This is a genomic window from Pseudoalteromonas ardens (assembly GCF_030125445.1).
Classification (GTDB): domain Bacteria; phylum Pseudomonadota; class Gammaproteobacteria; order Enterobacterales; family Alteromonadaceae; genus Pseudoalteromonas; species Pseudoalteromonas ardens.
The window spans coordinates 313,127-337,805 of the sequence record NZ_JASJUV010000001.1; the positions used below are offsets into that span (position 1 = coordinate 313,127).

Annotated in this window: 21 protein-coding genes; 11 read left to right on the forward strand and 10 right to left on the reverse strand. The window is 45.2% G+C overall.

All coding sequences use genetic code 11. The features are described 5' to 3' along the window. Positions 1 to 102: 102 nt before the first annotated feature. Positions 103 to 834 carry a tetratricopeptide repeat protein gene (locus tag QNM19_RS01155; protein ID WP_284026198.1) on the reverse strand — a complete coding sequence of 244 codons (732 nt, stop codon included), beginning with the start codon at positions 832 to 834 and terminating at the stop codon, positions 103 to 105. Between the two features lie 464 nt (positions 835 to 1,298). On the opposite strand from QNM19_RS01155, the gene ppc reads away from it, so the two are divergent. From ppc to cdd, 3 genes are all read left to right on the forward strand, one after another. After that, a complete protein-coding gene (gene ppc / locus QNM19_RS01160) occupies positions 1,299 to 3,932 on the forward strand; it encodes a phosphoenolpyruvate carboxylase (protein WP_284026199.1) in 2,634 nt (877 codons plus the stop codon). A 182-nt stretch (positions 3,933 to 4,114) separates the two neighbouring features. Then, entirely contained in the window at positions 4,115 to 4,483 is a 369-nt protein-coding gene (locus QNM19_RS01165; protein WP_049866175.1) for a hypothetical protein, read from the forward strand. 81 nt (positions 4,484 to 4,564) lie between these two features. After that, entirely contained in the window at positions 4,565 to 5,434 is an 870-nt protein-coding gene (cdd, locus tag QNM19_RS01170; protein ID WP_049866174.1) for a cytidine deaminase, read from the forward strand. On the opposite strand, the gene udp is transcribed toward cdd, so the two are convergent. Then, positions 5,431 to 6,201 carry a uridine phosphorylase gene (gene udp, locus QNM19_RS01175; protein WP_284026200.1) on the reverse strand — a complete coding sequence of 257 codons (771 nt, stop codon included), beginning with the start codon at positions 6,199 to 6,201 and terminating at the stop codon, positions 5,431 to 5,433. The two genes, cdd and udp, sit on opposite strands and share 4 nt — an antisense overlap. A gap of 318 nt (positions 6,202 to 6,519) precedes the next feature. On the opposite strand from udp, the gene QNM19_RS01180 reads away from it, so the two are divergent. The 3 genes from QNM19_RS01180 (at position 6,520) to QNM19_RS01190 (ending at position 9,549) form a co-directional block, all read left to right on the forward strand. Further along, the gene (locus tag QNM19_RS01180; protein ID WP_284026201.1) at positions 6,520 to 7,299 is read left to right on the forward strand and encodes a DUF2189 domain-containing protein; all 780 of its coding nucleotides are present in this window, start codon (positions 6,520 to 6,522) and stop codon (positions 7,297 to 7,299) included. A 282-nt stretch (positions 7,300 to 7,581) separates the two neighbouring features. Then, positions 7,582 to 8,694 carry an arginase family protein gene (locus tag QNM19_RS01185; protein ID WP_284026202.1) on the forward strand — a complete coding sequence of 371 codons (1,113 nt, stop codon included), beginning with the start codon at positions 7,582 to 7,584 and terminating at the stop codon, positions 8,692 to 8,694. A 156-nt stretch (positions 8,695 to 8,850) separates the two neighbouring features. After that, on the forward strand, positions 8,851 to 9,549 hold the full coding sequence (locus tag QNM19_RS01190) for a substrate-binding periplasmic protein (protein WP_049866471.1): 699 nt from the start codon (positions 8,851 to 8,853) through the stop codon (positions 9,547 to 9,549). Here QNM19_RS01190 and QNM19_RS01195 read toward each other — a convergent pair. Beyond that, positions 9,546 to 9,794: a VF530 family protein gene (locus tag QNM19_RS01195; protein ID WP_010381045.1), complete on the reverse strand. Its 249-nt coding sequence runs from the start codon at positions 9,792 to 9,794 to the stop codon at positions 9,546 to 9,548. The two genes, QNM19_RS01190 and QNM19_RS01195, sit on opposite strands and share 4 nt — an antisense overlap. Before the next feature lie 27 nt (positions 9,795 to 9,821). Beyond that, entirely contained in the window at positions 9,822 to 10,106 is a 285-nt protein-coding gene (locus QNM19_RS01200; protein WP_049866472.1) for a DUF1496 domain-containing protein, read from the reverse strand. Positions 10,107 to 10,260: 154 nt separating this feature from the next. On the opposite strand from QNM19_RS01200, the gene QNM19_RS01205 reads away from it, so the two are divergent. After that, complete coding sequence (locus QNM19_RS01205; protein ID WP_010381049.1) at positions 10,261 to 10,491, forward strand: TIGR02647 family protein; 231 nt, start codon at positions 10,261 to 10,263, stop codon at positions 10,489 to 10,491. Between the two features lie 49 nt (positions 10,492 to 10,540). Here the strand turns inward: QNM19_RS01205 and maiA are convergent, their stop codons facing one another. Together maiA and hmgA are read right to left on the reverse strand one after the other, a co-directional pair. Next, positions 10,541 to 11,170, reverse strand: a complete 630-nt coding sequence (maiA, locus tag QNM19_RS01210; protein WP_049866473.1) for a maleylacetoacetate isomerase — start codon at positions 11,168 to 11,170, stop codon at positions 10,541 to 10,543. 130 nt (positions 11,171 to 11,300) lie between these two features. Then, positions 11,301 to 12,596, reverse strand: a complete 1,296-nt coding sequence (gene hmgA, locus QNM19_RS01215; protein WP_049866474.1) for a homogentisate 1,2-dioxygenase — start codon at positions 12,594 to 12,596, stop codon at positions 11,301 to 11,303. A 127-nt stretch (positions 12,597 to 12,723) separates the two neighbouring features. Between hmgA and QNM19_RS01220 the strand changes: the two genes are divergently transcribed. Then, on the forward strand, positions 12,724 to 13,155 hold the full coding sequence (locus QNM19_RS01220; RefSeq protein WP_082225609.1) for a MarR family winged helix-turn-helix transcriptional regulator: 432 nt from the start codon (positions 12,724 to 12,726) through the stop codon (positions 13,153 to 13,155). Positions 13,156 to 13,442: 287 nt separating this feature from the next. Here the strand turns inward: QNM19_RS01220 and QNM19_RS01225 are convergent, their stop codons facing one another. Then, positions 13,443 to 16,664, reverse strand: coding sequence for a TonB-dependent receptor (locus QNM19_RS01225; RefSeq protein WP_284026203.1), 3,222 nt, complete (start codon positions 16,662 to 16,664; stop codon positions 13,443 to 13,445). A 47-nt stretch (positions 16,665 to 16,711) separates the two neighbouring features. Then, complete coding sequence (locus QNM19_RS01230; protein WP_049864857.1) at positions 16,712 to 17,548, reverse strand: S1/P1 nuclease; 837 nt, start codon at positions 17,546 to 17,548, stop codon at positions 16,712 to 16,714. 269 nt (positions 17,549 to 17,817) lie between these two features. Between QNM19_RS01230 and QNM19_RS01235 the strand changes: the two genes are divergently transcribed. Both QNM19_RS01235 and QNM19_RS01240 read left to right on the forward strand, forming a co-directional pair. Then, positions 17,818 to 18,666 (forward strand): PhnD/SsuA/transferrin family substrate-binding protein, encoded by an 849-nt coding sequence (locus QNM19_RS01235; RefSeq protein WP_284026204.1) that lies wholly within the window; start codon positions 17,818 to 17,820, stop codon positions 18,664 to 18,666. After that, positions 18,656 to 19,576 carry a hypothetical protein gene (locus QNM19_RS01240; protein WP_049864858.1) on the forward strand — a complete coding sequence of 307 codons (921 nt, stop codon included), beginning with the start codon at positions 18,656 to 18,658 and terminating at the stop codon, positions 19,574 to 19,576. Before QNM19_RS01235 ends, QNM19_RS01240 begins: the two co-directional genes overlap by 11 nt. A gap of 44 nt (positions 19,577 to 19,620) precedes the next feature. On the opposite strand, the gene ushA is transcribed toward QNM19_RS01240, so the two are convergent. Both ushA and QNM19_RS01250 read right to left on the reverse strand, forming a co-directional pair. Continuing rightward, positions 19,621 to 21,222 (reverse strand): bifunctional UDP-sugar hydrolase/5'-nucleotidase UshA, encoded by a 1,602-nt coding sequence (gene ushA, locus QNM19_RS01245; RefSeq protein ID WP_049864859.1) that lies wholly within the window; start codon positions 21,220 to 21,222, stop codon positions 19,621 to 19,623. A gap of 69 nt (positions 21,223 to 21,291) precedes the next feature. Next, on the reverse strand, positions 21,292 to 21,477 hold the full coding sequence (locus QNM19_RS01250) for a hypothetical protein (protein WP_049864860.1): 186 nt from the start codon (positions 21,475 to 21,477) through the stop codon (positions 21,292 to 21,294). A gap of 291 nt (positions 21,478 to 21,768) precedes the next feature. Here QNM19_RS01250 and QNM19_RS01255 point away from each other — a divergent pair, with 291 nt between their 5' ends. Beyond that, a complete protein-coding gene (locus tag QNM19_RS01255; RefSeq protein ID WP_284026205.1) occupies positions 21,769 to 24,645 on the forward strand; it encodes an insulinase family protein in 2,877 nt (958 codons plus the stop codon). Positions 24,646 to 24,679: the final 34 nt, after the last annotated feature.

The following is a 24,679-nucleotide window of genomic DNA, read 5'->3' on the forward strand; positions in this document are numbered from 1 at the left end:
TTACACAGAGAGTAGAAAATAGAGTGTAAAAAATGATGGGTAATATTATTCCTGAAACCCGCACAATGAAGCCGTTTTTGTGCGGGTTGTGCAAACTCCAGACTAGTCTTCTGTAATTTGCGACCCTGCAATATAGGTCCCAGCCTGGATTTTATGATAAATGGTATCAGCTATCTCCTGTGCATCTTCTCGCTGTGAGCGGGACATGCTTTTTTCATCCAGTCTGCGGCTGGTTGAAGCAGGGCGATAGCCATTATACTCTGCCAGAGTGTTCCAAATATAGGAGCGTTGAATGTTCTTCTCTCCACCAAGTCCTTGATAGTACAGAAGCGCAAGATTGAACATGGCCAGTGTATAGTTATTTGCAGCAGCACGTTCATACCAGAACTTCGCCTGGTTGTAATCTTGTGTTACTCCATCTCCGTTGGCGTGCATTACGCCCAGATTGAACTGCGCTGCAGGCATGTTTTTTCTGGCTGCGGCCATAAACAGGTCGACTGCTTTTTGCTTGTCGAGTTTCACGCCACTACCTTGCTCATACATCACGGCCAGTGAAAACATGGCGTCGGCACTGCCAAGTTTAACCGCCTGCTGCATAAGCTCTGCTGCTTTACGTGGGTTTCTCGGTACACCGTATCCACCTTCATGCATTTTGGCTAGCTCGTAGATACCCGGTGCGTATCCCATATCAGCAAGATATCGGAATTCTTTGAGCGCAACATCAAATTGTCCGGCATTGGCTGCTGCAATACCTTCCTCGAGCCCGGCTTGTGCAGCGGGTGTGTTGGCGAGCAGGCCAACAAAGGCCAGTGCGTAAGTTAGTTTTTGCCACATGAGCGTTCTCCTTCATAACCGATGTTGTAAGTCACCAGACCTAAGTGCAGAGTATAGCAGTCTGGGGTTGAGCCGGTTTTAGCTAGTAGTAATGCCAAGTGAATAGTATAAGCGATTGAAGCAGAATAAAAAAAGCCCTTTCGGGCTTTTCTGATACATATCAACCGTCACTGATATGAGCAATGTAGCAAGTAAATGAGTACGTCTGCCAACTCCCCCTGTGAAAAGTTGTTGGCATATCAACGTTAATGAAGCCGGAAACGGAGAATTGAGCAACGAGGTGTTCAGGTCTTCATTGAGAATGATTATCACTTGTAAATATTTATATGTCAAATATTAAATGATAATTAATTGCATTTGTGGCTTTTATAACTTTTTACCTCTGTCTGTCATCAAAGTATCTTTTCTTTTTCTCTGTATAGTCAGTATATTGGAGTGAGTGAAAATTGTTCAGGGAGCATGTTATGCAACAGCAATACACAGAATTGAAAAGAAACGTGAGTCTGCTTGGCGAGCTACTAGGCACCACCATCGCCCATTCCCAGGGCGCGGAGGTACTCAAAAAAGTTGAGTTGATCCGGCACTTGGCTAAATCATCACGCGGTGGTGATGCCCAGGCGAGAGAAACGTTAATTGAAACCCTGCAGTCCCTGCCTGACGAAGAGTTACTGCCAGTATGTCGGGCGTTTAGTCATTTTCTTAATCTGGCAAACGTTGCAGAGCAGCAACACACAATTTCTGACTCAGGATGCCCGCAAGGTCCGTTTGAGACGCTGCAAACCACCTTGTCTGAGATCACCAGAAAAGTAAATCAGGGTGAGACAGATCAGCACAAAGTTGCTGAGGTAATTGAAAACCTATCTATTGAACTGGTACTAACGGCACACCCAACGGAAGTAACTCGCCGCACTTTGATCAGCAAGCATGTTGAGCTGAGCGATTGTTTGTCTGAGCTGGCTGCGTGTCAGGATAGCAGTTTGTGTCGAAATGAGGTCATCGCGCGGATCGAACAGCTGATCTGCCAGGCATGGCATACCAATGAAATCAGAAACAAGCGTCCAACCCCTCTTGAAGAAGCCAAGTGGGGCTTTGCGGTCATTGAAAACAGTCTGTGGGATGCGGTGCCAAAATTTACCCGCACGCTCACCCAACTTGCTGAGGGACAACTTGGTATTACGCTCCCGGAAGACTATGCACCGATTAGTCTGGCTTCCTGGATGGGAGGAGACAGAGATGGTAATCCTAATGTGACTGCGCAAGTTACTCAGAGCGTGCTTGACCACGGGCGCTGGATGGCGCTGGATTTGTATTATCGTGATTTGGATGTGCTGAGCTCTGAGCTGTCAATGGCACCGGCGAATGAGGAATTGAAAAGCCTGACAGGGGATCATCCGGAGCCCTATCGCGCGCTGCTCAAACAGCTCAAAGCTGATATTAATGAGACGATATTGTCTCTGGAGCACAAGATCAAACAAAAACCCAGCTCGTATCAGGACAAGATCCGCTGCACAGAACAACTGATGACACCGCTGAATATTTGTTATCGCTCACTGACCGAGTGCGGAATGGAAGTGGTGGCTAATGGTATGCTGCTGGATGTCGTGCACAGACTAAGGTGTTTTGGCGTACAGCTGTGTAAACTGGATATTCGTCAGGATTCAGGCAGACATTGTGATGTGTTGTCAGAAGTCACGCGCTATTTGGGAGTAGGTGATTACGGGCAATGGTCAGAGCAGGACAAGCAGGCGTTTTTGTTATCTGAATTATCGTCGCGACGCCCATTATTACCTAAGCATTGGCAACCCAGTGAGGAAGTACAAGAGGTTCTTGATACTTTTGCCGTTATTGCTAACCAGGATAGAGCAGCTCTGGGGATCTATATTATTTCTATGGCCAAAGAGGCATCAGATGTGCTGGCTGTCGAACTGTTACTTCAGGAAAGTGGTTGTCAGTTTAAGCTGCCTGTAGCGCCACTGTTTGAAACACTGGATGATTTGAATAATGCGCAGAAAGTGATGCAGCAGTTATTCGACTCCAGCTGGTATAAAGGACACGTGGGTCAGCAGCAGTATGTCATGATTGGGTATTCTGATTCTGCCAAAGATGCAGGCATGATGGCAGCAGGCTGGGCACAGTACCTTGCGATGGAGCAGCTCATTGAAGTAGGTGAGCAATATCAGGTTGAAATGCACCTGTTCCATGGTCGTGGTGGTACTATAGGTCGGGGTGGGGCACCAGCTGCACAGGCATTGCGTTCCCAGCCTCCCGGGTCATTGAGTCATGGTTTACGTGTGACGGAGCAAGGAGAGATGATCCGCTTCAAATTCGGTCTGACACCGGTTGCCATTCAAAGCTTGTCTCTGTACGCCAGTGCTATTATCGAAAATAACCTTTATCCACCACCACAACCTAAGTCTGACTGGCGCGATGCCATGGCATTACTGAGTGAACACTCTTGTAATCAGTATCGGGATTTTGTTCGCGGTAATGCAGACTTTGTGTCTTATTTTAGAGCTGCGACGCCTGAAATCGAGTTGGCGAAGCTGCCTTTGGGCTCCCGTCCTGCGAAACGAAAACCACAAGGTGGGATAGAAAGCCTTCGCGCCATCCCCTGGATCTTTGCCTGGAGTCAAAATCGTTTAATGTTACCAGCCTGGCTTGGCGCTTTGGCAGGCATACAAAGTGTTGTGAAGACGCATGGTGAAGCGCTGCTGGGCGAGATGAGTGAGCAGTGGCCATTTTTCAGAACACGTCTTGAGATGCTGGAAATGGTATTTTGTAAAACAGATCTCTGGCTAAGCGAATACTATGATGAACGCCTGGTTCCAGCTCAGTTGCGCCCACTTGGGGAGTCTTTGCGGAAAGAACTCAAAGAGGCTACGCTCTTCATCGAAAAATATGCACCAAAAGGTTCACTACTGTCAGCACAACCTTGGATCCGTGAATCAATCGAATTACGAAACCCGTATACTGATCCACTTAATGTACTTCAGGTTGAATTACTTAAACGGACCCGGGATAAAGATAATCAGGACTTAGACAGTGCACTGATGATTACTATGATGGGTATTGCGGCTGGACTAAGAAATACGGGTTAATTTCATTTGCTGCAATAGCTGTTTTATTCTCTCATAACAAAAACCAATCCTATAGGGTTGGTTTTTTCATTTTATCTAGTTTTTTATGGTTGTTTTGTTGACATCAATTCTTAATTAACTAGAATCCCCTGCTACCTTGTAAACGCGCTTAACACTGATTAAGGCAATAGTCAGAGGCTGAAATGTCAACGCTTTCAACCAGTATCACATATGATGAAACCACAACCCTGATCATGATGACCCTCAGAGGCAAAGCAGGGGTAGATGATGTTGTTAATGCTTATAAGGCAGCGAACAATTACGCTTCTAAACATCGCAGTAGTAAGTTACTGGTGGATGTTTCTGAGTTGGAGCACCGGTTTGCAGCAATTGATGTGGTTAATATCATGCCAAAAGTCGCACATCAGGTTAAAAACATGCAGATTGCCAGGGTGGTTGGTATAGAGGGTTTTATGCATGATTTATTTTTACAAAAGGTACAGCGTTTTGGCATCAACGCGGAGAATTTCGAGTGCTTCAAAAGTGCGAAGGAATGGTTGAGTAAAAGCTGATTCAGGCGTAAACTGGTCTGCCATGAAACAAGCGCAAAACAGCGCTGTACAGGCATAAGTCTGTGCGAATAATAACGATATATGGCAGATACTGACAACAAGCTAATTCCTTCCGTACTGGAAGCGTGCAAAACCGCCAACGGCGTACTAAATTCCGAACTTCAAACTCATATTCAGGCCTTATTGGGCTGTAGTAAAACTCAGCTAGGCCAGGCGTTGTTGCCCTACGCAGCAAGCTTTGCTCAGGCCCCCATCTCTTCTTTTCTGGTCGGTGCCGTGGCATACGACAAACACAGCGATCATTATTTCCTGGGTGCTAACCTGGAGTTTTCACACCGGGCGTTGTCTTTAGTGGTACATGCAGAGCAAGCTGCTATTAACAATGCGTGGCTAAATGGTGCCAAGGAAATTACCAGCCTGGATATCACAGCAGCCCCTTGTGGTTACTGCCGCCAGTTTATGAATGAACTAAGTAATGCAAAAGAGCTGAAAATCACCTTGCCGACGGGGGAGACGACGCTATCGCAACTGCTGCCGGGAGACTTTGGGCCCACAGATTTAGGCAATCAGGAATCGCTATTTGACAGTGCGCCGATCGCTATCAATAAGGTGGGTGAGTTATCCGATAAACTGGTCAGTCACCTTAGCCAGGTTTATGCACCATACACCAAAAACATAGCTGCGGCTGAGTTGGTGATGAAAAGCGGTAAGCGTTTTTATGGTCGTTATGTCGAAAATGCAGCGTACAGCCCAAGTTTATCACCGATGCAAAGTGCACTGAGCCAGTTGGCTATGAGCGGTGAAATACTAGCTGAGGCTAAGCTAGAGCGGGCGACTTTGGTAGAAACAAAAGGAAGAGAAAACCAGCGTGCGGTGACAGAAGCTGTAATAAGCAGCTTTAACGAAACGCTAAAGCTACATTATTATCTGATAGAGTCCAAGCAGGCTTAAGCCTGCTTTGCTTTTTCCAGTACCAGTTCAGCGGCTTTGATGACGACAGAGACCGCATTTTTTTCAACCATCTGATGATCCACGTTCGGGATCTCCTGACGGGTACGGTTAACCAGTACACCTGCGACACAGGCTGCTTTTAGTCTCAGCGCAGCACACATAGTAAACAGGGTTGCGGATTCCATCTCATAGTTCATAACATTGAGCTTTTGCCATTCTTCGCATGAGCCCTGAAATGCTTTTGGTACATATCCCGAGAAGGTATCATATCGTTCCTGACCCGGATAGAAAGTATCACTCGAAGCAGTAATGCCCGTGTGATAGGTGACGCCCATGTGTTCACAAGCCTCGACCATGGCCGCGGTACAGTGGAAGTCAGACACAGCCGGGTAGGCAAGTGGGGCGAAGTGCTGGCTGGCACCATCAAGGCGCACAGAAGCTGTGCTGACCAGAATATCACCTTCGTTAATATGTGGCTGGATAGCGCCAGTGGTGCCAATACGAAGGAAGGTATTTACACCCAGTTGAGCCAGCTCTTCAATAGCAATCGAAGTTGAGGGGCCACCAATACCGGTTGAGCAAATCACGATAGATTGGCCTTTGATATCGCCAAGATACACATGAAACTCTCGGGTTTGAGCCAGACATTTAGGGTTGTCGAGTTGCGAAGCAATACGCTCTGAACGTTTAGGGTCGCCAGGTACGATAGCCAGTGTTGCACCGTTGAGATCTGCTTTCGAAAGACCCAGGTGAAATACCTTTTCCATATATAAACCTTGTATAGTTCTAAACCCCAATGGTCAATTTTACCTGCATTTAAGTACAGGACGAATGTCCTTATCTTGACCTTTGAGCATGACAAATGTGTTTTTTAATTTAAATCCTATAATTGCTCTGGATAAATTACCAATTTGAGGTGTAATGGCATCTTAAACAATAGGTTGTTCACTAATACTATACAAAGATACTAGCGCGAAACAGGGTCGTTTGTAACCTTAGGTATCATTCAAATTAACCAATTGCTTGCAACATTGTCGACTGTCTTCTAAACCTTAATAAGGAGAAGCAAATGGGGAATACCTACAATGCCTACAACACAATCGATAGACAAGCACACAGAGTTTGCCCGCTGTTTTGAAAGCAACAAGTTAAGCCCCTTTGTGGCTTTTCACTGGCTTGCATTGGCGTTCAAAGACATCGCCAGAGCACCTTTACTCAGTCTCATATATGGACTGGTTTTCACAACAATACCTGCTGCGATTATGTGGCTGGCATTTGAAGTTGATTCGCACCTTGTGATCTTACCCGCTGCCGTTGCATTTGCATTGATTGGCCCCGCATTTGCCGCTGGCCTTTATGATGTAGCTTGGGAGCTGGAGAAAGGGCACAAACCTACGCTTGGTCACAGCCTCAAATCTATGTTCAGAAATCCTGCAGGAGAATGGGGGTTCGCCATTTTACTGATGGTGATAATGATTGTCTGGATGCGTCTTGCTGCGCTCATTCATGCGCTCTATCCCAATGTGCCAAACCCCAACTTTGAGCAATTATCGGCATTCCTTGGGTTGGGGACCTTGGTAGGGGGCATTCTGGTTGTGACTGTGTTTGCGATATCTGCGTTCACGCCACAGATAATGATGGAGCGTCGTGTCGACATTATGACTGCGGTGGTGTCGTCAATTCACGCAGTGAGATCCAATGCTGCGGCGATGGTTGTATGGGGCGCGACAATTGGTGTTTTGGTTATCGTAGGCTTCTTAACAGGAACGGCAGGGTTTATCGTGATAATGCCGTTGCTTGCTTACGCAAGTTGGCATGGTTACATTGCAACGATCAAAACCAAAAAACCCAGAAAATACGAATAAGCAAACACTTAGCCTGCATATTCAACCGTTTTGGCAAACTTCGGTGGTGCCAGAGCGGTTGACTTATCTCCCAGCCATGTTATACCGACACCAGCACAGTATATTTTAGCGTTTTAAAGTCCACTTTATATTCGTAACTCATTGAAAGCTATGGCTTTGATGTTTTTGTTGTGAAAGGTGTTTGATATTTTTAGGGAATTTTCCCTGTCTATTCAGTGAACCTGGCAATAAATCCGTGAGTAACGGCGTGGCATGTTTATGCAGTTGACTGAGGAGGTCTCAATGAGTGATAGCAAAGCAAAATTTCATCAGAAAATAGAAAACTGTCTGTGTCCGCCCGGGGATGGCGTGTTTACCGTTAACACGGCGAAAGAAAGAAAGGCGGCGTTGCGCGAAAAACTCTACGGGCAGACAGAAAACATTGAACCTCTATGGAAAGCGTCATTAAATGCACTGGGTGAAAGTGAGCACAAAGCCGCCATTTTGGGGATCAGCTCCGACTGTGGTGGTGGTATTTTGAGAGGGGCGAACTGGGGTCCATTGTTCCTTCGTTCGACATTGCTGACACAGCAGCCACAAGTGAGTGCGTTTGATTTAGGAGACGTGCGTGTAATCCCTCATCTCCTGCATGATAAGTATCTAAATGAAGGGACAATCAGCAACTGTCAAAAAGCACTCTATCAGGACGAAAATAGCGATTACCATGTATCTCCTTTGTCTATCACAGAGGACGTTTGTGACGGTTTTTACGCGAATTATCCAGATAAAGGCATTTTTGGTATCGGCGGCGACCACTCAATCAGCTATCCTCTTACCAAAGCCTACCTTAAGGCGAAACGTGATCAGGGTAAACGTACTGCAATAATCCACTTCGATGCGCACACCGACCTGCTGGTGGAGCGATTGGGTATCGATCTTTGCTTTGGCTCATGGTGTACTCATATATTGGAGTTTTTGCCAGCTCCGCACCATTTGATCCAGTTCGGGATCCGCTCAAGCGGCAAGAGCAAACAGCATTGGGAGTCAACATTCGGTGTTAAACAGCACTGGGCAAACGAGATCCGAGAGCAAGGCGCTGAGGCCATTATAGAGCAGGTGATTAAGCAGCTGAAGGAAGACAAGGTTGACGAGTTGTACGTGAGTTTTGACATTGATGCTTTGGATGAGCAGTTTGCTGCGGCAACGGGTACACCAGAATCAGGCGGTATGACGCCAGATGAAGCAATGACAATACTGACGGCTCTAAGCAAAGAGTTTCCTATCACGGGTGCTGATATGATGGAGATTGCCCCATTTACTGATAGCTCGCTGGCAGGTTTATCTAGCTCAGAAACGACGCTCCGTGAAGGCGCTAAGTTATCAGCATTCCTGATTGACGCAATCAATAAAGGCTAATCAGACGCACATAGAGGGTTCCAGGCCCTCTATGTGGCCGCATATTATGCGCGTTTATGCTATCTCATCAAAAATTTACCTACTTTTATATTCACAGCATCCGAATATTTTCCTATATTAAAAATTGCATTCTGAATCGATCATAAGGAGCGATGCTTGGTACGCTGGTTTGTTTTTTTGTGGCTGGCCTTAGGTAATGCAAGCGTATCCGCTTATACACTGACTCTGGTAACTGAGAACTTTGCACATTTTCAGTATGTGAATGGAGAGGGTGAGCTGACGGGGCATGCTGCCGAGAAAGTGATTTCTGTGCTCAATGAAGCGCAAGTAGACTATCGTATCTCTGTTGATAACTGGAGTAGTTCCTACAACAGTGCTAAACGCGATCCGAATACCTGCATTTTTTCTATTGCTAAAAGTGAGCAACGCAATGCTTTATTCAACTGGGTATTTCCCATTGGCGCCTTTACGACCTCATTTTATGCCTTGAAGACCGCAAACATCAGTATCGACTCTCTCGATCAAGCCAGACAGTATAAAATAGCGGTGATACGTGACAACTTTAGCCATCAGTATCTAAAAAGCCAGGGGTTTGTTGAAGGCCAACAATTGTTATTGATCCAATCTTTCGATCGCGTTTTTCAGCTTCTTGCGGCGCGCCGGAACATTGTTGACCTGGTCATTTTGAGTGATGCGCAATTTGCGCATAAGAGCAAGAGTGAACCTATGAGTAGTGAACTCGAACCGGTTATGACAATAGATAACATGAACACTCAGCTTTATTTCGCGTGTAATAAGAAAGTGCCGACACGGATAATCAGCCGGATTCAGGCAGCATACAAGCGTTTATACTAAGGCTTTTTAATCTCTGGCCAGCTGAAGCCATGGAAGGTGTCCAAATACAGCGCCTCCACCTTGTCTCTTGCCCATGGCGTTTTACGCAGAAATTTTAGACTGGACTTCACTGAAGGGTCCTTTTTGAAACAATTGATATCCACTGCTTCTGCCATGGCTTGCCAACCGAGTTGCTCAACCAGGCGTTCTACGATGTCCTGAAGTTTGACCCCATGCAAAGGGTTATTGGGTTGTGATCCACTCATACTGCTTTGTTCGCTTAATTAAAGAGACTAGTGTACCCTGATTTTACCTTTCATTTCTACTCTGATTGGTTCGCCCTTATCGTCCAGCTTAAGCCATATCAGCGGGCTTTGCGGCTGGTTTTTATAGCGATGAGTACAGACATACAACATTTCGGCTTGTTTGATTACTGCGCCCTCCGTATAACGAAGATCCTGATACCAGCACACCGCCTGTAACTGCTCGAGGTAGAGATTCGTCTCGTTGCTGTAGGCTACACCTTTGAGTGGAATCAATAAAATTGTAAATAAAAAGCAAATTAGCTTATTTTTCATGGCATAACTCCAAGTTCGAGCTAAATTTAAGGGGGTAAAGCTAATGTACTATACACCTTAGCTATTGGTAATGTGCTGACACCCTTTTTTTGGGTTTGTCAGTTGTTGTAATACATGCAGAAGTCGGGCCTATTTTATGGTCTCAGGAGGGAATATGGCATTTGATGAAAAACTAATGGCTGAGCTGGAACTACTGGTGAAATTTCCACGTAGTAGCTTGCATCAGGGGATAAAAATACACAAAAATGCAGATCAGGATATTCTATCGGCAGCCGAGCGGTTATATGCCAAAGGGGTGATTGATCAGCCTGACGGGGGTTATCTAACAGATCTCGGGCACGATCTGTTGGTGCACTTAGACCAGGTGCACAGTGCACTTAAATAGTTGAACCGGCGGTATCAGGAGCGTATTCTCAACGCTCCTGAAGCCGTTTTTACTGAGGGGCGTCGGCTTGGTTTTCCGGTGCCGCATCTATAAATGCCGGCAGTGTATTACAGTGTTCGTAGATACGCGCAATTTTAGGGAAATCATTCATATCGACTTTGAAGCGCAGCGCATTATAAACCTGAGGTACCAGGCAAACATCAGCAAGCGTTGGCTTATCACCGAAACAAAACAGGCTGTCGCCAAGCATTACTTCTAACTTTTTAAACCCTTCAATTACCCAATGACGATACCAGGTGTTTTTTTGCTCATCTGACACAGATAGCTCGTTACTCAGGTATTTTAGTACTCTGAGATTGTCTATCGGATGAATATCGCAAGCAATAGCGTAACAGAAGTTGCGCACTTGTGCTTTTTCCCAGCTATCGGCAGGCAGTAATGGAGCAGCTTCATAAGCTTCTTCCAGCCATTCCAAAATAGCCAATGACTGAGCCAGTACGCCCTGATCTGTTTCCAGTGCAGGCAGTAGTCCCTGATTGTTTTTACTTAGATAGTCAGTTCCTTGTTGTTCTGACTTTAGCAGGTTAACCGGTACTAATTCATGATCCAGGTCTTTCAGGTTGAGTGCGATTCGCACACGGTATGCGGCAGAAGAGCGAAAATAAGTATACAGTTTCATGTTTGGTCCTTTTGTTCACGACGTTGGCTCTGCTATAAAATAGCCTGCTCAATATTGAGGGCGAATAAAATACGATGAAAAGCGGGCATTGAGCCCGCTTAATCTGTCATATGCTATTTACCAATTTATTTTATGCACCTTTGTAGTACTTTTTGATGCCTTTCCAGCAATCAAGGTAATTTGGCTGACGCTCTTTACCTTCCAGTGCGTACTTGGTCGGAGAAATGACGTAACGCGACTCAAACATGAACGCCAGTGTATTTTCATAACGTTGTGGCTCAAGTTCTGCATTCGACGCTTTTTCGAAAACATCAGCCTCAGGGCCATGCGGCGACATACAGTTATGCAAGCTCATGCCTCCGGGTACAAAACCATGCTCTTTTGCATCATAAACACCTTCAATCAGGCCCATAAACTCACTCATGATATTGCGGTGGTAGTAAGGTGGACGGAAAGTATTTTCTGCAACCATCCAGCGTGGCGGGAAGATAACAAAGTCGACGTTTGCTACACCAGGTGTACCAGAAGGTGAAGTCAGTACTGTAAAAATTGACGGATCCGGGTGGTCGAAACTGACGGTGTTCATCACGTTAAAACGGGCCAGATCATATTTATAAGGGGCACTGTTACCAGTCCAGGCAACAACATCTAACGGAGAATGTCCGATATCACAGCGGAACAGGTTACCATTGAACTTAGCGACGAGCTCGAAATCACCTTCTAAGTCTTCGAATGAGGCAACCGGATATAGGAAGTCACGTTCATTTGTATAGCCATTGGCACCTACTGGCCCACGCTCAGGTAAAATGTAAGGGTTTCCATAGTTTTCACAGATGTAACCACGGACCTGATCGCTCAGTAGCTCAACGCGGAACTTAATACCGCGTGGGATCACGGCAATTTCGCCCGGCTTAATTGCCAGCTTGCCGCACTCTGTGTGAAGTACCAGTTCACCAAGCTGAGGCACAAACAGTAGCTCGCCGTCAGCATTGTAAAAATAACGACCTTCCATAGAAGCGTTGGCAACGTAGACATGGATACCTATACCAGCCTGGCCGTTCGCACTGCCATTAGCTGCCATAGTCACTAAGCCATCGATAAAGTCTGTTTTTTCAGCGGGAACTTCAACCGGGTTCCAACGCAACATAGTTGGAGGTGTCGGGACTTCAGTGATCGGCGCTGTACGCAACAGACCATTGTCCATAGCCTGGTAATCACCCTGCACAACTGAAGGGCGAATTCGGTAAAACCAGTTTCTGCGATTTTCCGCGCGTGGTGCTGTGAAAGCAGTGGTGTTGTACTGCTCAGCATATAAATCATATTTTACTTTTTGTGGTGAAAACTGACCGACAGGCAGGGCACCTGGCAGGGCTTCAGTCTCAAATTCATTACCAAAACCACTCATGTACTCGAATTCTGCACTCATTTTGCATAGACTCCGTTGATGTTTTTTGTAAAGATACTCTCATGTGAGAGTATTTTCAATCTTTGGCCAATATTGATGTGTAAATTTTTATGTACAGGAATAGGGCCGGTGTACCTGGAGCTTTATAGTGGCATTTGATATTAATGAATTTCTTCCTTATCGCATGGTGAGACTGGCGAATGCCATGAGTGAAGCCTTTTCCGAAGTGTACGAGCAAGCAGGACTGACAGTGCCGCAGTGGCGGGTATTGGTTCATCTGGCTCAGCATCCGGGTGCAACAGCCAAACAGCTATGCGATCTGGCAAGCATGGACAAATCAACGGTGTCACGCGCTATTAAACAGTTGCAGCAACAGAGTATGCTGGTGGCGCAGCAAAGTGAGACAGATAAACGTGCAACAGAAATGCACCTGACTCCGCAGGGGCTAGCATTGTACGAAACTTTAACGCCGCAAGCACTGGCGTGGGAAAGCACATTGTTGAGTGAACTAAATCCCGAAGAAAAACAGGCGCTGTTAGTGATGATGCAAAAGCTGGAAGGGCACTTTCTCACCCGTTAAATCTTAGGCCTTAACTCACATTCAGCCTTATACCAATTTGCTCCTTCAAAATAGAACAGGTATTAAGTGAAATTGGTATTACTTATTGTAAGAGGCTGGACTCTACACTTAATGAGATTAACAGCTCTTTTTTAATTCTCATAGGCGGCATGAGGTTGCTAATTATTGTGTCACTCTGACTTTGTTTATCTGTCTTAAGCACAAGCGATTTGCTAATTACAGAGTTAGAACGAAAAAAGGTCAACCGAAGTTGACCTTTGAGATTATCTAATTACGTGTTTTAGATATTAGAAAGTGTACTTAACGCCTACACGCATTTCCCAAAGAGATGCATCTTTTTGGATTGAAGGCTGAACTGAGTCTGCGTCAAAGTTTGAGTATACGAACTTACCGTCAACATTGTGTACTTGAACAATGTTGTTACCCACAAAATCACCTTTGCGCATAACGCCCCAGTCATCATTCAGTAGGTTAGTCAGGTTGTCGATTACGAAGAATACTTCACCTTTATGACCATCCATTAGGCCAGGCAGTTCTTGAGTAACTTTGAAGTCAAATTTAACAAACCAGTCTGCATTCTTAGAGTTACGAGCAACGATTTGACCACGCTCAAGTCCTTCAGCCGCGATAAAGTCATTAAACTCTTGAAGCTCTGAAGCAGACATGTCGTAACTTACGTTAGGATCGTTTTCAAGTGGAACGTAAATTAGCTGACGACCAGATGAGTTCCAGCTAGAGTCGCCCCAGTTATAAGTGCCATCACGACGGTTGTGGTCGTACAGATAGCTGTAAGGCTGGCCTTCACTTGCTTGTCCAAACAGGTTGAACTTAGTCGCATAACCGTCGAAGAACTCTTGCTTGTAACCTAGCTGAAGCGTAAAGCGGTGTGGTACTTCATAATCAGAAGTTGCTAAGCCAGGGTTTCGCGGGTTACTTACTGCCAGGTTACCGTAGTTCGAGCCAGCAGTTGAGCTAGTCATTGGGTTTACGTCTTTTGAATCAGTGTAAGCATAAGACAATGTGAAGTTGATGCCATTCTCGTAGCGCTTAGCAACAGAGAAAGACAGAGTTTGTGCTTCACCGTCATCACCTGAGACGTTAGTCAGCATGTAGTCGCCAGAGCGAGAGTCATTTGGATCAAATGCTTCGATAATAGGGCGACCATCAAATGTGGTCTCGCCAGACTCTTTCAACGCAATATCAATAACGAGTGCCGAATCACGTTTTTTCGTGTATAGCCAGTCAGCGCTGAATACATACTCATCTTCAGTAGTATAAGTTGCACCAAGTGCAAACTTCCACTCAGAAGGTAATTCGAAGTTAGGTGCGATAAGGTTTACAGCACCGTCACCCGCGCCGACTGTTTTACTCGCTACTTCATCAAACATTTCTTGTGGTACGTCGAAACCAGGTGTACCGCCGTTGAAGTTTGTGAAGGTTGCACCAGACATGTCGAAGTCACCACGGTATGTGCCAATTTGTGTAACACCGTCATTTGAGTATGAGTTAGAAACCCAAACGTTCGGGTTACCACCTGAATACAGGCCAATACCGCCGCGCACCTCAAGTGCGTCATCAACATACCAGTTGAAACCTACACGAGGTTGCAGCAGGTCGATGCCATCCATATTTTTGCTATTGTCTAGAGGTTTGCCGGCAACGGATTGTGTGGTTCCATTAGGGCCTGCAACAGCAGTCATTTCTTCACTGCCGTCTAATATGATATAGCGCGCAGCAACGTTATCATTCTTCGTTGGACGGTCATCACTAGTGTACTTGTCATAACGTAAACCGAATGTCAGAGTCGCATCGATATCAGTGAAGCTGTACTCATCCTGGATGTAGAATGTGTGCTGCTGATAAGAGAATGACGCTGCAACATCATTTTGGTTGTTTGTACCAGCTGCGTTGTTGTAGTAGATATCTGAAGCTAACTTGTTATCAAAGTCTTCAATTGAGTCGAAACGGAACTCACCCTGAGTGTGCTGCATGAACAAGTTAAACACGTTCAGATCTTCGTACTCATAACCAGCTGTAATAGTGTGTTGATCCAGATAGTAAGTACCAGCCAGTTTTACTGTGAAGTTGTCCCAGTCAAGGTCGTTTGCTTGACGAGAATCGTCCGGACCGAAATATACTGTACCACCACTTGGTGTTCTTACCTGGAATTCACCAAAGCCGCTTGCTGCATCAAGAGATTCCTGGCGAGCGTCAAGGTCTGATTTACCGATACGCACTTCTGTAGAAAACTCATCATTCCAGTCTGAGTAAAGTGATGTAACGATTGATGTAAACTCAGCGCCTTGCTCGTAGTAGTGGCTGTCCAGTGGAAGCTTTGAGCTGCTCTGATCAGACTGAGAAAGTTGGAAACCATCGTTGTAGTTGTAGACGATGTTAGCACGGTGTGCGTCGTTGATGTTCCAGTCTAACTTAACAAGTAGCTTTTCATCTTCAACCGGCATACTTGGAATCATAGTACCGATATCATAGCCATACTTGCTTGTAGCGATACCACGGATCTGCTCAAGCTCAGCACTGGTTACTTTTGCTTCAGGGCCAAACGCTGAGTATTCAAACTGCTCTACACCTTCTAACTTTTCGTATGAAGTGAATAAGAATAGTTTGTCTTTGATAACTGGCATACCTACGTTGAAACCATAACGTTTTTCAGTGTAGTTGCCTGGATCAAACTCTTCGCCGTCTGCTTTGTCGCCTTTCATAGAATCACTGGTGTAGTCGTAGAAAATACCACCGTGGATTTCGTTTGAGCCAGTTTTAGTAACTGCGTTGATGTTACAAGACGTGAAACCACCGTATTGAACATCGAAAGGTGCCAACTCAACAGCTACTTGCTCGATAGAGTCGAAAGAGAAAGGTGCGCGAACGGTTGGGTAGCCGTTTGAGCTCAGACCAAAGTTGTCGTTCATGCGAACGCCATCAAGTGTCAGGCTGTTGAAACGAGGGTGGCCACCACCACACTGAATTGCACCGCGGCTTTCATCAACATATACACGTGGGTCTGCACGTACAATGTCTTTCAGATCACGGTTGATAGCCGGTGCTTCTTGCAGGTTTTCTAAAGTGAAAGTTGCCGCTGGACCTGTACCACCAGACATCTGGCTGATTGGACGACCAGTAACAACGATTTGCTCCATGCTCGATTCAGGCTGAAGTTGAACGTTTACTGGGTATTCAGAGCCCAGAGAAAGATAAACGTTTTCTAGCAGCTGATCTTCATATTTGTTTGAATCAACGATAATTTGGTAAGGACCACCAACGCGCAGACCCTTGGCACTGAAGTAACCTGCATCGTTAACACTTGTGACTTTTGTAGAGCCAGTAGGTAAGTGCATGATCGTAATAGTTGTACCTACGGCAGGGTTGCCGTTAGGGCCAACGATCTGACCTTTAACAGATGAAGAGGTTTCGTTAGCGAATGCAGCACCACTAGCGCCAATACCTGCAATAACTGCAAGCGATAGGGCCGTTTTGCGTAGTTGCGTTTTCATTATGTTGTTTCCCGTGTTATAGGTTTATTAAATAATAATCGTCAAGTTCACTTAACTGCTTTCAATGCAGTTTCGAGTGGCCTTGAATTTTTGTCAAAAATTTGGTTTAGCAATCCAGCTAGCCTAATCCCACCGTGTAGAAGCCGAGACTTTACAACGGGGGTGTACCTGTAAATATACCCCCAGCTGATGTCAGTTTCATTGCTGTCATAAATCTTTTCAGCTATTTGATTTGACTCCAAAAGCCAGTCGGCAGGGCGGCTGTCTAACATGTGAGCAATTTTCTGCTTGTCGCGCGTGATAATAAAGTCGCTTAGCTCGCGATATGACAGAGACTGATGCTCAATGAGTTTAGTATCGAATACGGAGTGTAGATTAGTTTCTTCTTTAAAAAAGGTCACTTTAATTAAGTTACCGCCTCGATCTTCGCTACGACCTGCATGAAATGGTTGATGAGCATCACCTACAAGATGCACCAGGAACTTTAAGGCAAACTGCTTGTCTTCTTTTGAGGCTTTGGTATTTTTTAGTGTGGTAACGGCGTAATTGATCCCATCGAGAATATGCTTAACCTGATGTTTGTGCTCAATCGCTTTGTTGTGTTGAGCCATCTTGCTGGGATCTTTAATATTGATGTAATGCCACTTGCCAGATTGTTTTTTCCAAAACGTATCTGGATTAGCACGCATTTCGTCTGCCCAGGTAGATACCTCGGCCAAAGAATCTTCAGATAACAGGGCTTTTACCGCTTTTTCTGTTGCCGGGGTGAGGTGCTGTTGGGCTAATTCGCCCACTACTCTGTGGCCATTCATGCCCCAGGACCAAGCACTAGTGCTGATCAGCAGCGCAGATAACGCTAAACCCTTAATAGAAGCTCGTAACATCAAAATCTCTCATTACCTAAAATGGGTATTGTTTACTCATTTGGAATGCGGCCAATTGTCCGGATTTTTCAGAAAAAGAAAAGGACTCAATGAGATTCATAATTTCTTGTTAATAAAGCAGTAAAAACAATGGTTTATGTCTTTTTAGTAAGATTACCTATTGCAATGAGTAATAAAAATTGATCTAATATAGGGGCGCGCAATAAAAGAAATATGATGTTTTGAAATATAATCACTCTCTAAGCAATAAAACAACTATTGTTACAGTTTTGTTTCTCTCAGTCTGGTGCTGTTGGTTACTTGCCAGTAACCTCACGGCCAGGCCCATTGGAGAGTTACCAAAACTGGTTGAAAGTAGCGTCTCATGTAAGACGCGCTCCAGCAGTAACCAGGCCGTATTTAGGGTCCATGTACCCGTTGAACCACTGGCCCGCAGGCTAGCGCCTGCCTTGTGTCAGGATGAGGTTGTAGCCAAACAGTATGGCCACGTCGAAGTTCGCTATAGTGGTGAGCTGGCTGAGCAAATTGACTATATCGCGAAGGGACTTGCTGATCTGACATTGTCAAAAGATAACGTTATGGCCGCGCTGAAGGCGCAGTCGACTTACAATTATATGCCAGTCGTAGGTTACCCTACCTACACAGCCTTTTTTATCTCCAATCGGGAAAAACCGAGATTAGACAAAGCTTATTTTTTAGATAAAAAAATCGGCTTGCTTGATTATCCCACCAGTCGTTCCGGCCACATTATTCCTAAACAGATGTTTAAACGGCTTGAGCTGGATATGCGTGTGCTGGATATTCAGTACGTCAGCTCTCATCAGGTGCTGAGAGAAAAACTATCATCTGGCGAGTTAGACATTATCGCCACTTATTGGCAGGAAAGCGACGAAAGCCGCTTTTCTGCTAATTATATTACACCGATTGGAGAGAATATTAGTGGTAGCCGTTGGTACATGAAAATGGATGTCGACAACACAGATTTGGCTTGTGCGTTACAGAATCTGTTGCAGGAAGTTGCTAAAAACAATGGCTCAAGTTACTTTGACGAGTTAGATTTGTACTGGCAATGCAATGAGTTACCTGTTTATTTTATTGGAGAAAAAAATGAGTCGTAAAACGGGCATGCTTGCGTTTGCTATATATAGTGTCATTTTTACGGTGATTTTTGTTTTTGCACATGAACAAGCAATTAGACATGCTATCGAGCAGGATTTAGACAGTATCAAGTTGAGAGTGGCGCTGGATAAGAACAGGCTCCCTATTGCGGTCCCGCATTTGAATTACGCCGGCGACGCGACCCGGGTGCAAGCCTACATTGATGCGCTCAATGACAATTTACAAAAGAAAACCAGTCGGATCCGCATTGTAAGCATCGCCAGCAGTGATGGAGAGTTAAAAGAAGGCCAGCTGCTACTGTCAGGCGCTGACGGAGATACGGCGGTTGGCTATGAGGTTAATACCAGCCATAACTTCTGGTTGTACATTATTCCAATTTTAATCGCATTGTTAAATCTTACCTTTTATAAATCTGTGTCTAATAAAAGAGAACAAGCAAAGCGGCAAACTGCGACAACGGTGGCGGCCAAGCCTCAACCTCAGCACCTGGTTGTAGATCTATACTCGAAGACCTTATGTCTTAGCGGAGATAAGACGTGTCAGGTTCAGCTGGCTAATAAACCATTGTGTTTTTATCTTGCTTTACTGGAGTTTTGTTTACATAACCCAAAAGTGTCATTGAACCAGAATAAAGAGCTTCCAGATGAGCTGTTGGATATTGCTGACAAGTATTTTCATCGCTTAGTGGCGTTAGGGCACACCATCAGGAAACGCCCTAACTTTTCGAACAGCCTGGAAAAGACCCTCAGTGAAATACGTGCCGCACTGGATGAGTTATTGACACACCAGCCCGATTTAAGAGTAAAGCTTTACCCGCCAAAAGCACATGGTGAAGGTTCACGTTCTAAACTGCATAGTTATGGGCTAAAGGCACTGGGTGTGAATGACGTTGAAGTGATAGGAAAGTAGAAGGTTGGGGTAAATACTTGGTTTACTCCAACCTTTGCTCGTGATTATAGAGAAGAGCGCTTAATAGGGCTATGACGTTCAATATAGTCTTTCAGGACCTGAGCATCGGTACTGTCTGTCGCTGTGAACCCAGGCAGGTCGGTTAAGACTGGGTAGCCATCACCTCCGGCAGCGTTATAGCTATTAATACTCATGCGATAAGTTTTATCTGGCTCAACGTGCTTACCCTGGATTTTTACGTTAGCGAGCTCGCCATTGAGCAAATCGAACTCGATACCGTGATATTGCAAATAAGCACCAGAGTCAGGCGGAAAGCGGCTTACAACAGACAAGTAGTTAAGCAGCTGCTCACCACGCCAATCGATGTAAGCAATTCGGTTTCCGAATGGGTGTACGGTGAGAATATCTTTATAGCTGATTTCTCCAGCCTTAATACTGGCACGTATACCGCCACCACTGATAAAACCAAAATCCGCTCCGACAGCCGCCATTTGCGCTTTGATAACTAAATCGCCCAACGGACTTTGTTGAAAGCGAACGGTGTTTCTGCGCCCATCCAGAAAAGCATCAACCTCACCGACCGCACCCGATATTTTACTTTCACCTGCTTCCTGGTACGGAGCAAGGAACGCTTTCAATTCAGGGTCGTGTTCGATGTAATTTGTCGCCCATTGTCCTTGGTCGTTTTTAAGGTTAACCGGTAATAATTCATAGCTTTGCAGTGTTTTTTTACCGTCTGAAATTTTGAATACTGCTTTACCGACATATTTACCCCATTCATGAGCTTGCATTATCCAGATACCGTTTTGTTGATCTGGTTTACATGCCTTTCCAGGTACGAAATTATTGTCTTCAGCACCATTGTCGTCGATACACACGGGTTCTTGTGAATGACCACCGATGATCATATCGAGCGTACCTTCAGGCACATTGCGGGCAAGTGTCACGTCGCCTGGAGCGTTAATCCCAAAAGACGCGTCGTGGTAATGGCCCATGTGGGTTACTGCAATGGTTACATCAGGGTTGTATTGTGATTTGATCTGCTTAGATAGCCGGGCTGTGATAGGCGCAGGGTCTACGAAATCTAAGCCCCCAACAAACTCTGGATTGGCGATTTTCACTGTATCAACGGTCGTTAATCCAATAATCGCAATCTTTAGTCCATGCTTGTCGATGATAGTATAAGGTTGATAGGCGTGCTCGCCATTGTGCTTATGTAAAATATTAGCGGACAGAAGCGGGAAATTGGCCCAGGCAATTTGCTTGTCAAGCACATCTAGCGAGTTGTCAAACTCGTGGTTGCCAATGGCCATAGCATCATAGCCTAGCAGGCTCATGCCTTTGAAGTCAGGTTCGGCATGCTGTAAATCTGACTCAGGCACGCCTGTATTAATATCACCGCCAGACAACAATACAACGCTGTGTCCTTGCGCATGGGCTTGGGTTCTGAGCTGGTCAAGCAGGGTTTTTCTGGCTGCCATGCCATACTCGCCATCTTCGTTGTGCCAAAAACGACCATGGTGGTCATTGGTGTGTAGCACAGTGAGGTAGCGGGTCGCATTGTCTGTAGATTGATTAGTTGACTGTGATGTCGAATAACACGCTGTCAGCGATAGTGCCAGCAGCGACGGAATGATAAAGCGCATAAATTTACTTCAGTGGGGACGAACTATGCGCTCTAGTTTAAACTAAAAGCTCTAAGTAAACATAGCTGATTATTGAACTTTTGACTTCATTCTTGAGTCACATACCGCATTGTGCCTGCGAATAAGTTCATCTTTAGCTAACGCCTGTTTGGCATGGCCGGTTTCGACCATCCAATTTAGGAAGCTCGCGGGTAGTTTGCAGTATGGCTCACCGCTGTGCAGCCCAAAATCGCAGATCGGTTGATTTATTTCCATTATGTGCCCCTGATGATCTGTAGTTGTCATTATAATTCGTGCCTAATGTTATCAAATAGATAAACTTGTGTGATAAAAAATTCGTTTAAGATTGATGATTATTATTACTAATAGGCATAAGGGGACCAGTTGGGCGAGTATCGAGCTGCTGAGAGGTGGGCTTATTCGGGCCGTAAGTGACTAAAATATCTAGTGGAGATTGAATTGTACCGGGGTTAGATGGTAGCGTTTGAGTATCGATAATAGCCTTGGACCAAACGGGCTAGAATAGTGTATTGAGATGGACAGTTAATGAAAAAAACGATGTTAGTGGCCAGTATCACGCTGGCTTTGTTATCCGGATGTGTGGCAACGCAAAATGGAACGGGGAATACGTCAGTTGCTCCTTTAGCTAATGAGCTGGTTGTCAGCCCTAATGATAATCGACAGTATAAGACGCTTACTCTGCCAAATGGGATAGAGGTGATTCTTGTTTCAGATCCTGAAGTAGAAAAGTCTGCAGCGGCTTTGAGTGTCGGTGTTGGTCTACTCCATGATCCTATGTCACAGCAAGGCATGGCGCATTACCTGGAACATATGCTTTTTCTGGGCACTGACCGTTTTCCTGATACACAGGGCTACAAAGACTTTATGAGCCGCAATGGTGGGTCTCATAATGCGTATACCTGGTTAGACATTACTAACTATATGTTCAAAGTAAATAATCAGGCTTATGACGAGGCGCTTGACCGCTTTTCCGATTTCTTTAAAGCGCCAAAGCTTTACCCTGAGTATACCGACAAAGAGAAGAATGCAGTTAATGCTGAATGGTCAATGCGTCGTGAGTTGGACTTCTTTGGTCAATATAAATTGTCACGCAGTATGATGGGCTCGCACCCGGCGAATCGTTTTTTGATAGGTAACCTTGAAACCTTGGGCGACAAACCAGGCAGTAACCTGCATCAGGAAACCGTCGCTTTTTACAATAAATATTATTCAGCAAATATTATGAAGCTGGCGATGATATCCAATTTACCTTTGTCTGACATGACTGAAAAAGCGCAGCGATATTTTGCCACGATTGAAGACAAACAAATAGAAAAACCGCAAGTAAAGACTAAGTTGGATTTCTCGAAGCTAGGACAGAAGCGCATTCATTATGTGCCCAATGAAGATGTTAAGACGCTGAAGCTGGACTTCACCATTGCCAATAATCGCGAAGAGTTTGCGTTTAAACCGAATTACTTCGTGACGTATTTGCTTAGTAATGAAATGCAAGGTAGCCCGGCACAAGTGCTTAAACAAAAAGGGTGGATCTCAGAGCTAACAGCCAATGCTGCACCAGATTTGTACGGTAACTTTGGCGCTTTAAGCGTAGATATCCAGTTGACCGATCAGGGTATGCAGCAACGCGAGCAAATCGTTGCGACTGTCATGCAATATATTGCATTGATCAAAGAGCAGGGGATTGATAGTAAGTACTTTAACGAAATTAAGACTTCTCTTGCTAATCAGTTTCGTTTTCTGGAGCGGGGGGATGAATTTGGTTATGTTTCGGACTTAGCCGATAGCATGCAAAAATACCCGTTGAACCACGCAATTAATGCGCCGTACCACTTTGCTGATTTTAATGAGCAAGCCGTTGAAAACGTACTGGAGCAGTTAAACCCACAACAACTTCGGATTTGGTATATCAGTAAGCAAGAGCCAAATGACCAAAAACTACATTTTTATGATGGTCGTTATCAAATTACTGATATCACAGAGCAAGAAGTTGCATCCTGGCAAGGTGAACCGGCTCCGGAGTTGTCGCTCCCAAGTATAAATCGTCTGCTTCCTGAACGATTCGATATCGTCACGCACTCAGAAAATTCGGATACAGTCGACAAAATATATGAGGACAGCACGGTCGCAGTTTGGCAAAAGACCAGCGAAAAATATAGCGAACAACCAAAGGGTCGCTTATTTGTTCATATTAACTCCCCACTGACGTTAGAGAGTGCCCAGGTTCAGGTTGCCGCAGCGCTGTGGGCCGATCTATACGCAATAGAAAAAGCGAAGTTGCAAACAGAGGCATCGATTGCGGGTATGGGGATGCGAATGAACGTGAATAACGGCTTATTGCTCACCTTATCCGGGTTTACGGATAAACAAGGGATGCTGTTGTCTCAATCTCTGAAAGGATTAAAGGTGGAACCAACGGCTAAACAGCTTGAGCAGGCTGTCGATAGATATGTCCGGGATATTCAAAATCAACGTCAGCAATTTCCGTTTTATCAGGCATTCGGTCGTTATCAATCTCTTGTACGGACAGGTAACTTTGATGAAACGCTACTGATTGATACCGCCACCAAAATGACCACAGATGCTTTCAGTAAAGCGCAAAATGATATCCTGAATCATCACACGGTGCGAATGTTTGGTTATGGCAACTACGACAAGCAATTCCTCGCAGAGGTTGTGAAACAAGTGAAGGAAACGCTCTCTAAACCTGTTGAGCGCAATGACTACGTTCGTGCCGGTTATTTAAAACCTAAAGCGGGAGAAGCACTGGTTTGGCAACAAGATAGTGAGACGGCAGACGTCGCCATTGTTGACATGTTTGTTCACCCGGAACCTGGGTATGCACAAAAAGCAGCAGCTCAGATCCTGAAATCGCACTTGAGCAGCCATTTATTTAATACTTTACGAACTGAGGAGCAGTTGGCCTACGCTGTAGGGGCCGTGGCGCAAAGTATTGACGATCACTCGGCGTTTGGCTTTTATATTCAGACTCCCGTATTAGATGCACAGTCAATGCAGGCGCGATTTGACCGTTACCGAAATGAGTATGCCAAGGCATTGAAAGAGCTCGATGAAGAGACCTTTGCACAGCTTAAGCAGGCTGCACTCTTATCTTTGAAGCAAGTGCCAAAGAACCTGGCGGAAGAGTCTCAGCCAATCCTGATTGACTGGTATCGTGATAATCTGACATTTGACTCTAAAGCAAAGCTCATAGCGGCGACGGAGCAGGTGACATTGGCTGATATCCAGTCTTATTACCAGCAAAGTATGCTTAATACCGATGCATCGAGGATCAATGTGCAGATCCGCGGTAAGAAGTTCGCTGATAAACCTTTCGCGACTATACCAAATGAAGTAAAGCTCGGTTCTATGGCTGAGCTCTATAAGAAGGCGCGTTTTGAGTAAACGGCTATCACCTTGCGGGGCTAATAGTCCCGCC

What these genes read in the sequence shown, in the direction of transcription:
- QNM19_RS01155 (WP_284026198.1), bottom strand. Translation starts at nt 834, where the DNA reads ATGTGGCAAAAACTAACTTACGCACTGGCCTTTGTTGGCCTGCTCGCC.
- ppc (WP_284026199.1), top strand. Translation starts at nt 1,299, where the DNA reads ATGCAACAGCAATACACAGAATTGAAAAGAAACGTGAGTCTGCTTGGC.
- QNM19_RS01165 (WP_049866175.1), top strand. Translation starts at nt 4,115, where the DNA reads ATGTCAACGCTTTCAACCAGTATCACATATGATGAAACCACAACCCTG.
- cdd (WP_049866174.1), top strand. Translation starts at nt 4,565, where the DNA reads ATGGCAGATACTGACAACAAGCTAATTCCTTCCGTACTGGAAGCGTGC.
- udp (WP_284026200.1), bottom strand. Translation starts at nt 6,201, where the DNA reads ATGGAAAAGGTATTTCACCTGGGTCTTTCGAAAGCAGATCTCAACGGT.
- QNM19_RS01180 (WP_284026201.1), top strand. Translation starts at nt 6,520, where the DNA reads ATGCCTACAACACAATCGATAGACAAGCACACAGAGTTTGCCCGCTGT.
- QNM19_RS01185 (WP_284026202.1), top strand. Translation starts at nt 7,582, where the DNA reads ATGAGTGATAGCAAAGCAAAATTTCATCAGAAAATAGAAAACTGTCTG.
- QNM19_RS01195 (WP_010381045.1), bottom strand. Translation starts at nt 9,794, where the DNA reads ATGAGTGGATCACAACCCAATAACCCTTTGCATGGGGTCAAACTTCAG.
- QNM19_RS01200 (WP_049866472.1), bottom strand. Translation starts at nt 10,106, where the DNA reads ATGAAAAATAAGCTAATTTGCTTTTTATTTACAATTTTATTGATTCCA.
- QNM19_RS01205 (WP_010381049.1), top strand. Translation starts at nt 10,261, where the DNA reads ATGGCATTTGATGAAAAACTAATGGCTGAGCTGGAACTACTGGTGAAA.
- maiA (WP_049866473.1), bottom strand. Translation starts at nt 11,170, where the DNA reads ATGAAACTGTATACTTATTTTCGCTCTTCTGCCGCATACCGTGTGCGA.
- hmgA (WP_049866474.1), bottom strand. Translation starts at nt 12,596, where the DNA reads ATGAGTGCAGAATTCGAGTACATGAGTGGTTTTGGTAATGAATTTGAG.
- QNM19_RS01225 (WP_284026203.1), bottom strand. Translation starts at nt 16,664, where the DNA reads ATGAAAACGCAACTACGCAAAACGGCCCTATCGCTTGCAGTTATTGCA.
- QNM19_RS01230 (WP_049864857.1), bottom strand. Translation starts at nt 17,548, where the DNA reads ATGTTACGAGCTTCTATTAAGGGTTTAGCGTTATCTGCGCTGCTGATC.
- QNM19_RS01240 (WP_049864858.1), top strand. Translation starts at nt 18,656, where the DNA reads ATGAGTCGTAAAACGGGCATGCTTGCGTTTGCTATATATAGTGTCATT.
- ushA (WP_049864859.1), bottom strand. Translation starts at nt 21,222, where the DNA reads ATGCGCTTTATCATTCCGTCGCTGCTGGCACTATCGCTGACAGCGTGT.
- QNM19_RS01250 (WP_049864860.1), bottom strand. Translation starts at nt 21,477, where the DNA reads ATGGAAATAAATCAACCGATCTGCGATTTTGGGCTGCACAGCGGTGAG.
- QNM19_RS01255 (WP_284026205.1), top strand. Translation starts at nt 21,769, where the DNA reads ATGAAAAAAACGATGTTAGTGGCCAGTATCACGCTGGCTTTGTTATCC.